The following is a 15053-nucleotide window of genomic DNA, read 5'->3' on the forward strand; positions in this document are numbered from 1 at the left end:
CTTTACGTGCGCGGACGCAACTGACGGAGGCCCGGCGACTGTCTGACAGGGAGCTGAGCCCCGTTCGGGGCGTGCTGTGCAGGGCGGACTCGGAGAGTGGGGCAGGTCGGTGGAACGGCGCAGGGGCAGTGGCATAGGAGTCGCGCTGGCGACGGTCGCGGTGCTGGTGGGCGCGAGCGCCTGTGGCGGTGGCGGCACGGACAAGGCGGGCGGGGAGCCGTCGGGGAAGGCGAGTGCGAGCGCCAAACCGTCACCGGCGAAGCCCAAGGGCCCGCCGATGCTCCTGGATACGATCACTCCGCAGACCGGCACCAAGGTCGGCGTCGCCATGCCGGTCTCGGTGGTCTTCACCAACCCGGTGGCGGCGAAAGCGCGGGGAGCCGTCGAGAAGCACATGAAGGTGAGCACGTCGCAGCCGGTCGATGGCGCCTGGCACTGGTTCGGCGACAAGCGCGCCGACTGGCGCCCCAAGACGTACTGGCCCTCCGGTACGAAGGTGAAGGTCGACGCCGACATGAAGGGCGTCAGCAACGGCAACGGCCGTTACGGCGTGCACGGTTACACCCACACGTTCACGGTCGGGGACGACGTGCGTGCCGATGTCTCCGTCCCCGGTCACACCCTGAAGGTCACGAAGAACGGCAAGGCGGTACGCACGCTGTCGATCAACGCGGGCAGCGCCGAGTACCCGACCTGGAACGGCACGATGGCCGTCATCGACAAGCAGAAGAAGGTCCACATGACCTCCTGCAGCGTCGGCATCAGCTGCGACAAGGGCAGCCCGAACTATTACGACCTGACGCTGCCCTGGGACGTCCACCTCACCCAGTCCGGCACGTACGTCCACTACTCGACCGGCGACCCGAACCCGGGCAGCGGCAGCGCCCGCGGCTCGCACGGCTGCGTCCACCTGTCGATGTCCGACGCCAAGTGGTTCTACGACCAGGTGAAGCAGGGCGACCCGGTCACCATCACCGGTTCACCGCGCGCCAAGGCCCCCGCCGACAACGGCTACGCGGCCTTCAACCTGAGCTGGGACGACTGGCTCGCGGGGAGCGCGTCGGGCGCGGGGAAGTCCGCCACCCTGTAGCGACCGATGATGACGCTCAGCACAACTTCCAAGGAGACGTACGTTCGTGAACACCAGCGATGTCGAGCCCGCTGCCCCCGCGCCCACCGGCAAGGAGGCGGCGGGCCTGCCGAGCGAACGGCTACTGCTGTTCACCGACGCGGTGACCGCCATCTCCCTCACTCTGCTGGTGCTGCCTCTGGTCGACCTCGTTCCCGAGGCCGCGTCCGCGCACGAGCACGCCCGGGACGTCATCCTCGACCACCTCGACCAGATCTGGAGCTTCCTGCTGAGCTTCGCCGTGGTGGCCAGGTTCTGGTTCGCCCACCACCGGGCGTTCTCCGTGGTCGGTTCGCTCAACCGGTCCCTGTCGGTGTGGAACATGGGCTGGCTGCTGTGCATCGTGGTCCTGCCCCTGCCGACCGAAATGATCGGGTCCTTCGGGGGCGATCGGTTCGCGGCCACGTTCTACTACCTCACGCTCCTGGCGAGCATGGTGTGCCACATGGCGATGCTGAGGGTGCTGAAGGCGCACTCCGAATTGCTCGCCGACGACGGGGAGAAGTCCCGCGCCCTGGTTGCCCGGTCCTATGGCGAGTCCGTGCGCAACATCATGGCGCTGGTGCTGGCCCTCGTGGTCGCGCTCGCCGTACCCGCGCTGCAGTACTACAGCCTGGTACTCCTCGCCTCCACTCCGTGGATGGAGCGCCTGGGCGCCTGGCGCCGCTCGCGCTGAACACGCAGGGCCGCTGAGTCAGGGGCCTGCGTGTTCAGCACTCGATGATGTTCACCGCGAGCCCGCCCCGCGCCGTCTCCTTGTACTTGACGGACATGTCCGCACCCTGTCGCACTATGCCTTTGACCTGCATGTTCGGGGGTAGATGAGCTGCCCTGCATGCCATCAGGGACTTCTCAGGGACTTTCGGACGGGAGGGGTCCCGCAGCCAGGCGTCCATCGCGGCGATCCCTCGCTGCCCCGCACCGGGCATGAAGTGAGCGTAGTGGTCGAGGGTGACCTTCGGTGTCGAGTGCCCGAGCCACTTGGACAGGCTGACGACCGACTCGCCGGCCTCCAGCTGCACGCTCGCGTAGGTGTGGCGGAGGACGTGGAACATGTCCTCGCGTGGGGCGGCGTAGAGCAGGACCCGGCGAACCCGGTTGCCGTCGTGCCGTACCTTCTCGCCCACGGGCTTGATCAGCCCGGCGGCGGCGAGCGCACGCTTCCAGCTGCGGTCGTTCCAGGTGCGGTAGTAGATGCGATTGCCGTGCGACGAGGTGAGGATCAGTTCGACCGTGATCGGCTTCCGCTGGCGCTCCTCGAGCGCGGTGGTCGGGGCCTCCGGGTTCCGCCAGGGCAACGTGCAGGAAGTCGACGGGAACCGGCGGAAGTGAGCTCGGGCCCGGAGGGCGAGGTTGGCCGGCAGGGGGACCTCGCGGGTCTTGCGCCCCTTGGGGAGCGAGAAGTAGGGGCGGCCTTTGATGTCCCACCTGAGCTGGCGGCGGATGTGGACGACTCCAGCCGCGAAGTCGAAGTCCTCTTCGGCGAGACCGAACGCTTCGCCTTGGCGCAGCCCGAGGCCGATGCCGAGATCGACCGCGATCTGGTAGCGGTCCTGCAACTCCGCGCGGACGGCGTCGACGACCTCACGTGACCACGCCTTGGCCTTGCTGTCGATTGCTCGTGGGGGCTTGACGCTGTTCTTCGCCTTCATCGGGTTGCGCAGCAGACGCTGGTCGTCGACGGCGCTGCCGAGGATCGAGGACAGGTGTCCCCAGATCACCTCAGCCGTCGACTCTTCGACCCTCGTGAGTAGTGCTGCCTTGAAGGTCCGTAGAGCGGACGCGTCGATCTCACGCAGGGCGTAGTCGCCCACCAACGGGATGATGTGGTTCCAGATGCGGCTGCGCATCGGGTCCGCCGTCGAGGGTTCGTCGGAGCGGCCCGCCCACCAGTACTCGGCGATGTAGTCGGCGACAAGTATCTCGCCCTTGCGGGGATCGACGAACTCACCACGGCTGGAGTCCGTCTTGGCGCTGGCGAGCCACTGCTTCGCGTCCTCGCTGGTGTGGAACGACCGGTCCTGGATGCCGGGAATCCCCTTCACTCGGTAGCGCTTCCCGGTGCCGTAGATCGCGGTCCGCTCCCGCTTCCCGGTCAGCTTGTCGGGGCGCTTCTTCAGCCATCGGTCTTCTATGTAACCCGCCATGACGGGGCCCTCCAGTGGTGCGTGATCATGAGCTGGTCGGTGTTAACGCGATCTGCGGCACGATCCAATCCCTGTGCGGAGAACTTCTTCTCGGGGAGGCCGGACGCGTAAGCCACCGCGCTACTGCATGGCCTTCGAGCGCCGTTGCGGCTTCCGGCTCAGCGGGTCGAGGGCGCGGTTGGAGCGGGAGTCCGCTCGCTCCTGATCGCGGACCCACTCGTCGAGCGCCGTGATCCGGTACATCACGCGCCGTCCCATGCGGAAGCTGGGAGGCCCCTGTCGGCGGTGTCGCCAGACGTACAACGTGTTGGGTGAGATACCGAGGTACTCGGCAGCACTGGGGAGGGTCAAGAAAGCGGTCTGGGATGCTCCGCGCGGTTCCGGCATGGGTCGACTCCTGTCGTGTGGGGCGATGACAGGACGAGATTCCAGGGAAAGGCCGAGTTGGACGAACCGGGTTCTTGCGATAAAGAGGGCGTTGCTGAAATGGATGTTGCGATGCCGAAGCAGCTAACGGTGGTTGTCCGCTGCGCTAAGGCCGAGGCATGGGTCTGCAAACGAGAGCGGGACTGGCCACCCGTCGGACAGCCCGGTTCATGAAGCGCGAGGGTAGCGGTCAAACTGTGGGTCGGCGCATAACTGACCTGGAACGGAGACGCCGTGACGGACCTCCCCACAGACGGCCAGCCCATCGAAGCCGTACCGACGGAGTACAGCGGCACCACTTTCCGTTCTCGGCTCGAAGCCGACTGGGCCTGCACCCTCGACACCCACAGCATCCTCTGGCAGTACGAGCCTGAGCGAATTACCCTGCCGTCAGGGGCGCATTACCTGCCGGACTTCTGGCTGCCCGAGATCGGGACATGGCTTGAGGTCAAGGGACCATCCACTCCCCGTAAGGAAAAGGCCGTCGAGCTGGGCAAGGCGCGCGCCTGCCACTGCGACGGCCCCTGCGCCTGTGCGTGGCCCGGTGGCGAGATGGTTCTTCTTGGCTGGGTCGCGGAACGCACCCATGGCGACATCAACGTGGCTCGCAGCCGTTCGGGCTATGCCAGTTGGGCCGCCGCTTACGGGCCCAGCGCGTACTTCGTGTTGTGCCCCTGGTGCGGGCTCAGACAGTGGATCACTCTGCGCCGTCCGTGGAAGTGCCGTGCCTGTTGCCGCGGTCTGGAAAGCGAGGAGCTCTACCAGCCCCATGACCGTGTGCTGCCTTTCGGGAGCGGCTCCATTTGGTCGCCCGCGGACACTGCGGCCATCCGCAGGGAGATTGCCGAACAGATAACTGAGGCAGAGGCCGCCGACTTGGATGGATCTCGGTCGGAGACCCCGTACGAAAAGTGAGGGCGCGGGCGTGTATGGCTCGCCCACTCGCGGCTGAAGGGCCCCCTTGACCGGACCGATTGGGCGCCCTGTGGTAGCCACAAGGCGGCGGAACTTCAACGGCTCTCCATGGGCCGTCGGCGGGAGACGCTGAACCCCACAGGCCTGGTACAGATCCGCGCGCCAGACGGTTCCACAACATGGCGGCCCGAACCCTGCGGGCCGCCTCCGGCCCTCTCGCTGGCCTGCGTCGAACACATGGGTAGGGTCGCGGTACCCGAGCTGGAGAGGTAGCCGCATGGACCCCGAGATCGTGATCGCGCAGACGACGAGTGACGACGAGGAGCAGGCGAAGACCCTCGCCAGAGGCGCTGTTGAGAGCAAACTGGCGGCGGGCGTCCACATCGATGCGCCCATCACCGCCTTCTACTGGTGGCAGGGGAAGGTCGAGGCGGCTCAGGAGTGGCGGATCTCCTACATGACGTCGTCGGATCGCCTCCCCGCGCTAGAGGCATGGCTGCACGAGAGGCACCCGTACGACGTCCCCCAGTGGGTCACGCTGCCTGTGACCGGAGGGTCGGAGGCGTACCTGTCCTGGGTCGTCGACGAGACGCGCCCGGGGTAGAGGTCTCCACTACAGCGCCTTGCTCTCACTGAGCCTGTGCGCTTCGACGCTTCACAGCGTCGCGAACGTCAGCAGGTGGCTGGCCAGGTCATGCTCAGTGTCGGGGAGCCCGGCAGCGATGGCCTGAGCCCGCTGCCGGCCCATGGTGTTGGGCTTCGACTCCGCCGCTGCGGCGAACTGGTGCGCTACGTAGGCTCCGCGATCTATGTCGCCGCCGCGCAGAAGGGCGGACGCCAGGTCACCCAGGACGACCACGCCGGACTCGGGTAGTTCGCCGCCGAGGCGCTCGACTGCGGAGTCGGCCGTGGCGGTCAGCTCCTGACGCGCGAGTTCGCCATAGACCGAGAGGGTTAACGAGTCCATGCGGTACGGCGTCACGAAGCGGACCCACGCCTGCTCGCTCGTATGGTCGGCGAAGTCATAAGCGAACTTGGCCTGATCGAGAGCACGAAGGGCGCCAGCGTCATCGCCTGACTGGGCGGCTTCCTCCGCGTACCGGCCCAGAGCCCACGCTGCGGCGGTTGCGTTGCCCCGTCCGCGTACGTCCTGAGCTGCCTGCGAAAGCATCTCCAGCGCCTTCGCCGGGCTGGGGGCACCGTAGCTCGCGTAGCCCAGAGCGAGAGCGCGCAGCGGAGGGTGTCCGGCCCTTTTCGCGCACTCCGAGGTCACTCCGTAATAGGAAGTGGCCTTGTCCTGCTGGCCGAGGTCCCAGGCGACCCACCCAGCAAGAGCGGCAGTCTCCCCGGCCGCGATGGTCAGGGCTCGCTCGTGGGCTCCGGCGCGGGGAAGGGCTGCGGTGATCGCGTCCAAGTGCGCCTCGACGCGGGACTGCAGACTGAGCGCACTCTCGTTCAGCTCGTCCACATGCAACGTGGCGGCATGATCAATAAGCACCGCCGCGGACTCAGGGTCGATCTTGGAACCCTTGCTGAGTGCGTAGGCCAGTCGGCCCCAGGGCTCGGCAGCCGCAGCCGCACCGACGACTGCGCCTCCCAGCAGCGTTCGGCGTTTCACGTCGTCCAGGTCCTCCGCCTCGGCCTTGTTCTTCTCTCGCCGCCTGGCGCGGGCGGCTTTCGCCTCGCGCAGCAGCGGCTCCAGCGGGACGCCACAGGCCAAAGCGATGTTCCCCAGGGTGTGGTCTGTCGGAACGTTCGCACCGTTCTCGTACCGGTTCACCTCCCGGCGGGTCACCGTTGCCCGGCCGGAGGCGGCGTTGATCGCACCGGCCTGCTCGTCCTGCGTCCGATTCGCGTTACGCCGCAGGTGACGGAGCAACTCGGCAAATGGATCCACCGCCATGAGTCTGACCCCTATCCGTGGGAGAAAGCCAATACTCCCCTCAACTCCCCCCTGGTTTTCCCCCCTTGACAAAGATTTCCCCCCTCCGGTTTCCCCTGTCCCGGATCGCGCAGCCACGGTGCGATGTGCTCATGACCACGCACCGGACAGCAACGCCGCCCCGACCTCGGGGCGACGACGGTGGCGCCCACGCCGTCGGCGCCTCGACCGCTCGGTGTCCGCTGGCCTCTCACGTCTTCGAGATGGCCATGGAGCCGGTAGATGTGCACGTCGCTCAAGCGCGACGAACGACGGCCACCGTGCTGAAGCACTGGTCGTTGCCGGAGACGCCGGCAGAGGACGCCCGGCTGGTCGTCTCGGAGTTGGTGTCCAACGCGATCATCCACGGTTCCGGGGACGTCCGACTGCGACTGCGACACGACGAGCACGAGCTTCGAATCCGAGTCACCGACGACAGCACGGCACCGGCGAGGCGACGACGTGCAAGCGCCGCCGGCCTCGGCGGTCGAGGGCTGCACCTTGTCGCCTGCTTGTCGCTTCGGTGGGGCGTCGCGGACGGCGGCCGGACGACGTACGCGGTCATCCCCACTCTTACGGAGGCACCCCCATGTCGCCGCACAACGCAGTCAAGCACGGAGCCGACGTGTTGAGCCTCGCCGCTTTTGATCGGGGGCGAGAGAAGCACACGGGCGGTGGGGCGCCGACCGCTGGCCGTGACTACCCGAGCTGGTTTCGCACCTCTGCCCCGGTGAAGCGCCAGTCCCGAGCTGGCCAACTCCGAGGCTTACGCCAGCACTTCTACCGTCAGGCCGTCGGCGCGCAGGCCGATCAGCCGCTGCGCGTGCTGGCGTACAGCCTGGTACCGAGTCCGAGGGTCCGACCTGACGAGGACTGGGGGACGCTACAGGCTGAGGCCGACCAGCTCGGTTACGCGATCGCCGCCCGTCTCCACGATGTGGCGGTCCCGGTGACCACGACGTACTTCCCAGCATCCAGTGCGAGCCAGGGCGTCTACACGCCGCCTTGGGATCGACCTGGTTGGCGGGAAGCCGAGCGGCAGCTCCGAGAGGGCTTGGCCGACGGCGTGCTCGTCCTCGACCGGCACAACATCAGCTCCGATGACGACGAGTACCACGCCGTGATCAAACACCTGGGCGAGCACTGCCGGGCGTTTCTCCACCTCGTGATCTCCGAGGAGCCCGTCGCGCCGACTTGAAGGCGTCCGCTGCGCTGGATGGACAGGAAGGGCTGGGGCTGGCGGCAGATCAGCGCCCAGATCGCCCTGATCGTCACCGTGAGCGTCGTGCTCGTCTTCACCTTCAAATACACCTGACCGAGGGCTGACCATGACTTTCGAGGGACACATCGATCGTGCACCGCGCCTCCTGCCGCACCGCGAGCAGGGCGAAGCGCTCCTCGCCATCAGGGAGGCCGCCCCTTCGGCACCCAGCGAAGAGGGGATCGACCTCTTCGCCGTGCCCGCTGGTGAGGTTCAGGGGCGTGGCTTCGACCTCTCGCGCTTTCACCGGCTCGCGCGCCTGCCGGCCGTGCCGGACGGATCGACCTCGCCTTCGGCTGACGGCCCGCCGGACGCGGCCTGACTCTCCTCAAGCGAGCACGACGGCGACCACCACTGCCCCGGATGCCGTCGCCGGTTGCCGCACCGCCCCATCCATCCCCGAGTAAAGGTCGCAGATGAACCGTCCCGTTCTCGCTCTGGCCACCACCATCGCCCTCGCGTCCGCGGTGCACATCGCCCAGCGCCGCCAGCAGCACCGCCAGTCCCTGGAGTTGGCAGTGCACCAGGCTCACGGCCGCATGCTCGAAGTCGCCACCACGCACCCGGACTTGGACCCGATCTGGGTGCGCAACCACCCCGATCACGTCAAGGACGACGAATCGGGTCCGCTCCTGATGTGCCAGTGGTGGCTTGAGTTCTGGCGCACCGGCCTCAATCTCAGGGTGTTCACCCCCGCCATCCTGCGGCAGAACGCGCGGAACTTCATGCAGGACCCGACGGCCCTCAAGGCGTGGGCCCTGACCCGCCACGGGCGTGCTCTGCAGTCCCGAGGGCGATGGGACCGCTTGCACGTGGCGCTGCTCGACGCGGCGTTCGAGGAGGCCGGCGGTCCGGCCCAGTACCCCGAGCTGGAACTTGCCCCGGCTTCGGCCCTCTGAGGCACGACGACACCCTGACGAGAGGACGATCATGACCGTTCCCGCTTGCGGATCGCCACCCGCTCCGGCCGCGCCGAGCGACCACGGGTCGCGCGCACTTCTCCTCGACCTCGACGGGGTCCTCCTCGACACGCGTCCCGTGATGCGGAGGGCGTGGCAGAGGGTCCAGGAGGTCCATGGCATCGCGCTCCCGTTCCGTGACTACGAGCGCCACCTGGGTCGCGAGTTCGGGGACATCATGGAGCGCCTGGGCGTGACCGATGCCGAGGCGGTCCGTAGGACCTACGAGGCGGAGTCCGTGGCCACCGCGCACCTCGCGGAGGAGTTCGCCGGCATCGTCGAGACGCTCCACGCCTTCGTGGCCGCCGACTGGCGGCTGGGCGTCGTGACGTCCAAGCACGTCGACCGGGCGGCCCCGCTCCTCGCGCGCCTCGGGTGTCCCTTCGCGACCATCCGCACGCCCGCCGGCGCGGGCCGGACGAAGCCGGCCCCGGACCCGCTCCTCCTGGCACTGGTCGACCTGGGAGTCGACCCCGCCTCCGCCGTCTACGTGGGTGACATGGCGGTCGACCAGGAGTCGGCCGCACGCGCCGGCGTCCCTTATGTGCACGCTGTGTGGGGCTACGGGCAGCCGACGGCTCCCGCCCCGGAGACGGTCTCGTCCCCCAGGGAACTGCTGAGCCTCCTCCCCGCCAAGCAGCTCGTCGAGGGGAGCACGGTGTGAGCCCCCGCACCACTGGTGGCCTCGGCCTGGTCCGCTCCTCCAACGTCGGGAAGCCGACGTGGACTCTTGTCGGAACCGGCGCCCTGGCGCACGCGCGAACCGACCACATCCACACGACGGAGCTTGATGCGACGGCCGTCGACAAGCAGTTACTGCGCTCCGGCGTCGAAGACGTCATGGAGGCCGTCGACCGCTACAGCGCCAAGTGGGCCGCCACCCCGGGCGGAGCCGACTGGCTCCACGTTCAGCACGTCCCCGTGCGACGCTTCGTCGCCGAGATCGTGCGCAAGCTCCTGGCCCTGAACTCCTGGGTACCGTTCGCCTCCGCCCCAGGGCCCCTGATCCTGGCCCCCTACGAAGGTCTCGTGGGACTGCGTTCGAGCAGCTCGCGGGAGTACCTGGCCTACACCGTGACATGGTCCGGCGTCGCGTACGTGCTCGGTGCTGCGGCACCGCACAACCCGACCCGCTCCGCCCAGCTCCGGAACCGCGCCCGGACGAGTACGGCGAACACGGAGCCGAGTCCGCTCCCCTCGGATCTCGGACGGCAGGACGTTCTGGCGCTGTCGTGGACCTCCCGCCATGCCGCCACGCTGACCCCCGTTCTCGCCGAGCTGGCGCGAGGCGGGCAGAGGAGCCTCCTGCTCGACCTCGCCACTGAGACCGCCGAGCGATGCAGCGCGGGACCGGCAATGGGTTTCGAGCTGCGAGCGGCTCCGAGTGACCTCTTCACCGTCTCCGGCACCGCCGAGGGCCTCCACCGCCCCGACGACGAGCACGTCGTTCAAGTGGAAGGCCACGGCATCCAACTTGCCCGGCTCGTACGGCTCTTGTCCGTTCTCTTGGAGACCAGCGGGGGCTGCACCCAACCGTCGTGGCGGACGGTGGTGCGGGCGGAGAGCTGGCTCGACGACATCCTGTCGACCACCCGGCCGCACACCGTCCTGCTGAGCAACGACACCAGCCCGCTGGGCGTGCTGGCCGCGCACGCCGCCGAGCGGCACGGAGCGAACTCGATGCACGTCCAGCACGGGGCGTGGACGCCGGAATCGGTCGCCTGGCCGGCCCTGCACAGCCGCGACATCATCGTCATGGGCGAGCGGGACCTTGCCCTGGGCCGAGGGTGGGCGCGCCACCCCGAGGCCGAGGTGCACGTCCTCGGGCAGCCCCGCTTCGACGTCCTCACCAGCCTGAGCCGCCAGACACAACGGCGGTACCTGGAGAACCTGCTCGCTCCGGGGGGCCGACGCGCGCCGACCCGGATCGCGGTGTGGGCCTGCCAGCCCTTCAACCCCGATCACCTCGAGTCCCACGCGGACCTCCTCCTGGACGGGCTCGCCGAGGCGGGCGGCGACTGGGGGCTCGTCATCGCTCCACACCCGGCGCAGGGAGCCGACGCCTTCACCGCTCTGGTGAAGCGGAACGCCGGGCCGCCCATCGCGGTGGCCGATCCCCGAGTCGGAGCCCGAGGCTGCCTCGCCGGCGCGGACTTCCTGGCGAGCGCGTACTCGACGTGCGGGATCGAAGCCGCGCTGCTCGGCATCCCGGTCCTCGAAATCGGCCCGCCGGGCGAACGCACCCTGGGCCTGACCAGTCACGGACTGGCGACCCGGTGCGAAGCCGCCGGTGAGGTCGCCGAAGCACTCTCCGGCTTGCGCGCGGGCCCTGCGCCGATCCCGCGGGCGGCCCTGGACGCGGTCTGCCGGTGGCGCGGCGACAGCGCCACTCGGATCGCCCGGCTCATCACCGACCGCGCCACCTCCGGCCCGAGGGCCGACGACTCCACCCACCACCACCCGGGCGCCGCTGCGTCGCCCAAGGACGAAGGAGCATCCGTCCGATGACATCCCTCACGGCCGACAGCATCGCCGAGCTGTTCTCCGGCGCCGTCACGCTGGCCAAGTCCGGCGAGAAGATCAGCCCCCGGGGCATGGCCACCCACGAAGTCCGCGATGTGCACCTGCTGCTCACCCAGCCGCGTGCCCGCCTGCTCTACGCCCCGCCCGCCCGCATCGTGAATCCGGCCTTCGCCGTGGCCGAGACGGTCTGGCACCTGTCCGGCTCCGACGCCCCGTGGATCTTCGACTACAACAACCGGCTGCGGCAGTTCGCCGACGAAGGCGTCCTCCTGGGGGCGTACGGCCCCAGGATGCGGAACTGGGGTGGCAAGGTCGACCAGCTCGCCCGCGTCGTCGAGATCCTCCAAGCCGACCCCGACTCCCGGCGAGCCCTGATCCAGCTCTACGACCCGGCCCAGGACGCCGCAGGGCACAAGGACGTGCCGTGCACCCTCGGGTTCCGGTTCCACCTGCGCGCCGGCCGCCTGCACATGGCGACCATGATGCGCGGCCAGGACGTATGGATCGGCATGCCGTACGACGTGTTCTTCTACACCGTGCTGCACGAGCTGGTCGCCGGATGGCTCGACGCCGAACTCGGCGAGTTTCACCTGCACATCGGCTCGCTGCACATCTACGACGAGCACATCGAACAGGCCGACACGCTCACCTCACTCCCGGCGAGCGGGATCATGCCCGACCTGCGAACACCCTGGAACGGCTTCGACGGCCTGCTCGACCAGGTCGAGGCCCGTGACGTGACCGGCCACCCCGGCTGGGACGCGATGGCCGAGACGCTGCGCAGCTACCGGTTGTGGAAGGACGGCAAGCGCGAGCAGGCGTGGCGGGCGGCCGACACGATCGACGGGCCCCTCGGCCAAGCTCTCACCGCCTGGTACGGAGAGCTGGAGCGGCGCTCGACCAATCGCGCCGCGACGGCAGGGGCAAGGTGACCGCCGCCATGAAGCGCACCCCCTCCGTCGTCCTCGGCCTGTGCTCGTACACCCACGACTCCTCGGCCGCCCTTCTCGTCGACGGTGAACTCGTCGGCTTCGTCGAGGAGGAACGCCTCTCCGAGCAGAAGCACACCAAGCTCTACCCGGCTCGCGCCGTGGGCTGGCTCCTCGACCAGGCCAAGCTGAGCGCCGGCGACGTGGACGCCGTCGCTTACAACTTCCAGCCCGCCCGCTACCTCGCCGAGTCGCCCGTCGCCCTGCGTATGGCGCTCTCGTCGGCCACGCGCGACCGCAGCCTGGCTCGCGCCCACGGGTTCGCCAAGGTCGCCCTGCGCACCCGGCGGCGGCTGCGCGTCCTCGGCAGCCAGTTCCCCTCGGCCCGCGTCACATCGGTCCTGCACCACCGCGCCCACCAGCTCACGGCCTACGCCGCCTCCGGCTGGGAGGAAGCGGCCGTGCTCATCGTCGACAGCCTCGGCGAGCGGCAGACCACCACGATCGCCCACGGCCACGGCGTTCAGCACCCCCGCGTCCACACCCTGGAAGCGATCAACGACCCGGCCTCCCTCGGCTACGTGTACGGCGCCGTCACCGAGCACCTGGGCTGGCGGCGGGGCGACGAGGAAGGCACCGTCATGGCGCTGGCCGCCCTCGGCGACCCAGCCCGCTTCCGGCACCTGTTCACCACGGCCGTCCGCACGACGGCCACGGGCTTTCGCATCCACCCCGACTACTTCCCGACGCGCACCCTCACCTCGGGATACCCGAGAACATCCCGGCGGTTCGTCGCCGAGACCTGCCCCGAGCGGCACCCGAGCGAGCCGCTCACGGACGTCCACCGAGACCTGGCGGCTGCCCTTCAGGAGCGGACCGAGCAGGTGATGGTTCACCTTGCCCGCCGCGCCCGTGTGCTCACCGGCTCCCGGCGCCTGTGCGTCGGCGGCGGCGTCGCCACGAACTGCGTGAGCATCGGGAAGATCATCGAGGCTGACATCTTCGACGAGGTGTTCGTCCCGCCGGCACCGAGCGACGCCGGAACCGCGATCGGGGCCGCGCTCGCCGTCCACGTCGACGCGCGCACGCCTCGCCCGGTCGCCGGCATCGCACGCCACTGTTACCTGGGCCCCTCCTACGGGGACCAGCCCCTCGACCTGACCCCCTGGCCCGGCCTCCACCAGAAGACCCTCGGCATCGAGACCGCCGAGTTCCTCGCCGACCAGCTCGCCCACGGCGTGATCGCCGGACTCTTCCAGGGAGGGGTCGAAGCCGGGCCGCGTGCCCTGGGCAACCGCTCGATCCTCGCCTCCCCGCTGGAGCCCGGCGTCGTCGAGCGGCTCAACGCCACCGTGAAGTTCCGCGAGCCGTTCCGGCCCTTCGCCCCCATGGTCCCCGCCGAGCGAGCCGCCGAGTTCTTCACCCTCGGCCAGCCGGCCCCATACATGTCCATGGCCTCCGGGGTGACAGACCTGACGCGCGAGCGGGTGCCGGCCATCGTGCACGCCAACGGCACCTCCCGCCTGCAGACCGTCACCCGGTCGCAGAACCCGTTCATGCACGCGGTGCTGACCGCTTTCGGCCGCCGAACCGGCATCCCCGTGCTGATCAACACCTCCCTCAACGTCAAGGGGAAACCGATCTGCGGGACGCCCGAGATGGCCCTGGACTGCCTGGCCAACTCCGGCCTCGACGCCCTGCTCCTCGAAGGGCGGTGGATCACCAAATGAAGATCGGGTACAGCTTCTGGGGCTTCCTCGGCAACGGCGTCACCGACACCCCTGACGGAGGCCGCAGCCACCGCCGCCCCTTCATCGACGCCCTCCTTGCCCGCGGTCACGAAATCGTCTTCCTCCAGCCCGACCGCGACCGCCTCGAAGCCGACGACGACCTCGGCGGTGCGTACACGTTCGACGACGGCCTGCCCAGCATCGACGTCCTGTTCCTCGAGTGGCGCTGGGCCATCCCCGGCCGCAACACCACCGTGTGCGGCAGTGAGGGGCACACCTGCGACCTACACCGGCAGGCCCAGCTCATCAACCACTACACGGCCCGGTCTCGTACGCCCACCGTCATCTGGGACAAGGACCGCACCCTGCGCGCCGAGAGCGTGTGGCGCCGTACGGCCCACACCCGCGTCTGCGAGGCCGCGCTCGCCCCGACGCTCGGCGCGCACTCGCTGCTCTTCCCCGTCGCCGAGGACCTCCTCGCCCAGGCTGATCCCCTCACCCTGGCGGCGCGGCCCCGGGATCTCGCGCTCGGCTACGTGGGCAACCAGTACGACCGCGATGAGCCCTTCGACCGCTTCTTCGCCCCGGCAGCCGCCCGCGTCGAGCACCTGGTCGCCGGGAAGTGGGCGAAGACCGGCCGCTGGCCGCACGTCCGCTTCGCGGGCCGGATCCCGTTCGAGGACGCCGCCGGCGTCTACGGCCGGTCCCTGGCCACGGTGCTCATGCTGCCCGAGCGGTACGCCGCCGTCGGGCAGATGACCCAGCGCATCTTCGAGGCCGTGCTCGCTGGCTGCCTGCCGCTGGCCCCGGCGGACATCCGCTTCGCCGACCGGTTCGTCCCGAAGGAACTGGTCGTGCGCTCCGGCAACGACGTCCTCGAACGCCTCTCCTACCTGCGCGAGATCGCTGGCACCGAGCAGCACGCCGCCCTGATCGCCGCATGCGTGGACCGGCTGCGCCTATTCGGCCTGTGCCGGCAGGTCAACACCCTGGAGTCCGTCCTGCACGGCCTCCTCCAGACCACGGCGACCGAGCGGGGAGCTGCCTGATGCAGACCGCTCGATCGACCACGGCGCGCGGACCCTCCGGGCCTCTCCCGGAGGATGGGTCCGC

16 protein-coding genes are annotated in these 15053 nt (G+C 69.2%); 13 read left to right on the top strand and 3 right to left on the bottom strand.

Annotated features, from left to right (window positions below):
- Positions 1-109: 109 nt before the first annotated feature.
- Positions 110-1090, top strand: a complete 981-nt coding sequence (locus tag ACWD2L_RS08330) for a L,D-transpeptidase (protein ID WP_351335332.1) — start codon at positions 110-112, stop codon at positions 1088-1090.
- 46 nt (positions 1091-1136) lie between these two features.
- Positions 1137-1805, top strand: a complete 669-nt coding sequence (locus tag ACWD2L_RS08335) for a TMEM175 family protein (protein WP_351335335.1) — start codon at positions 1137-1139, stop codon at positions 1803-1805.
- Positions 1806-1839: 34 nt separating this feature from the next.
- On the opposite strand, the gene ACWD2L_RS08340 is transcribed toward ACWD2L_RS08335, so the two are convergent.
- Both ACWD2L_RS08340 and ACWD2L_RS08345 read right to left on the bottom strand, forming a co-directional pair.
- Positions 1840-3276, bottom strand: a complete 1437-nt coding sequence (locus ACWD2L_RS08340) for a tyrosine-type recombinase/integrase (protein WP_451187894.1) — start codon at positions 3274-3276, stop codon at positions 1840-1842.
- A gap of 120 nt (positions 3277-3396) precedes the next feature.
- Positions 3397-3663 (bottom strand): helix-turn-helix transcriptional regulator, encoded by a 267-nt coding sequence (locus ACWD2L_RS08345; protein ID WP_326591475.1) that lies wholly within the window; start codon positions 3661-3663, stop codon positions 3397-3399.
- Between the two features lie 273 nt (positions 3664-3936).
- On the opposite strand from ACWD2L_RS08345, the gene ACWD2L_RS08350 reads away from it, so the two are divergent.
- Complete coding sequence (locus ACWD2L_RS08350; protein WP_451187898.1) at positions 3937-4617, top strand: hypothetical protein; 681 nt, start codon at positions 3937-3939, stop codon at positions 4615-4617.
- A 277-nt stretch (positions 4618-4894) separates the two neighbouring features.
- Positions 4895-5221: a divalent-cation tolerance protein CutA gene (gene cutA, locus ACWD2L_RS08355; protein WP_004921029.1), complete on the top strand. Its 327-nt coding sequence runs from the start codon at positions 4895-4897 to the stop codon at positions 5219-5221.
- A gap of 51 nt (positions 5222-5272) precedes the next feature.
- Here the strand turns inward: cutA and ACWD2L_RS08360 are convergent, their stop codons facing one another.
- Positions 5273-6520: a helix-turn-helix domain-containing protein gene (locus tag ACWD2L_RS08360; RefSeq protein ID WP_224317165.1), complete on the bottom strand. Its 1248-nt coding sequence runs from the start codon at positions 6518-6520 to the stop codon at positions 5273-5275.
- A 248-nt stretch (positions 6521-6768) separates the two neighbouring features.
- On the opposite strand from ACWD2L_RS08360, the gene ACWD2L_RS08365 reads away from it, so the two are divergent.
- The 9 genes from ACWD2L_RS08365 to ACWD2L_RS08405 all read left to right on the top strand — a co-directional run bounded on the left by ACWD2L_RS08365 (position 6769) and on the right by ACWD2L_RS08405 (position 14989).
- Positions 6769-7170, top strand: a complete 402-nt coding sequence (locus ACWD2L_RS08365; RefSeq protein WP_224317235.1) for an ATP-binding protein — start codon at positions 6769-6771, stop codon at positions 7168-7170.
- On the top strand, positions 7128-7736 hold the full coding sequence (locus ACWD2L_RS08370) for a hypothetical protein (protein WP_451187901.1): 609 nt from the start codon (positions 7128-7130) through the stop codon (positions 7734-7736). The genes ACWD2L_RS08365 and ACWD2L_RS08370 overlap by 43 nt, the downstream gene beginning before the upstream one ends.
- 130 nt (positions 7737-7866) lie before the next feature.
- The gene (locus tag ACWD2L_RS08375; protein ID WP_200717937.1) at positions 7867-8121 is read left to right on the top strand and encodes a hypothetical protein; all 255 of its coding nucleotides are present in this window, start codon (positions 7867-7869) and stop codon (positions 8119-8121) included.
- Positions 8122-8215: 94 nt separating this feature from the next.
- On the top strand, positions 8216-8698 hold the full coding sequence (locus ACWD2L_RS08380; protein WP_451187904.1) for a DUF6082 family protein: 483 nt from the start codon (positions 8216-8218) through the stop codon (positions 8696-8698).
- A gap of 31 nt (positions 8699-8729) precedes the next feature.
- The gene (locus ACWD2L_RS08385) at positions 8730-9422 is read left to right on the top strand and encodes an HAD family hydrolase (RefSeq protein ID WP_451187906.1); all 693 of its coding nucleotides are present in this window, start codon (positions 8730-8732) and stop codon (positions 9420-9422) included.
- The gene (locus ACWD2L_RS08390) at positions 9419-11266 is read left to right on the top strand and encodes a hypothetical protein (RefSeq protein ID WP_451187909.1); all 1848 of its coding nucleotides are present in this window, start codon (positions 9419-9421) and stop codon (positions 11264-11266) included. Before ACWD2L_RS08385 ends, ACWD2L_RS08390 begins: the two co-directional genes overlap by 4 nt.
- Positions 11263-12213: a thymidylate synthase gene (locus ACWD2L_RS08395; RefSeq protein WP_096624679.1), complete on the top strand. Its 951-nt coding sequence runs from the start codon at positions 11263-11265 to the stop codon at positions 12211-12213. The genes ACWD2L_RS08390 and ACWD2L_RS08395 overlap by 4 nt, the downstream gene beginning before the upstream one ends.
- Before the next feature lie 8 nt (positions 12214-12221).
- Complete coding sequence (locus tag ACWD2L_RS08400) at positions 12222-13940, top strand: carbamoyltransferase family protein (protein ID WP_451187913.1); 1719 nt, start codon at positions 12222-12224, stop codon at positions 13938-13940.
- On the top strand, positions 13937-14989 hold the full coding sequence (locus ACWD2L_RS08405; RefSeq protein ID WP_451187916.1) for a glycosyltransferase family protein: 1053 nt from the start codon (positions 13937-13939) through the stop codon (positions 14987-14989). The genes ACWD2L_RS08400 and ACWD2L_RS08405 overlap by 4 nt, the downstream gene beginning before the upstream one ends.
- Positions 14990-15053: the final 64 nt, after the last annotated feature.

The organism is Streptomyces sp. NPDC002754 (genome assembly GCF_053592315.1).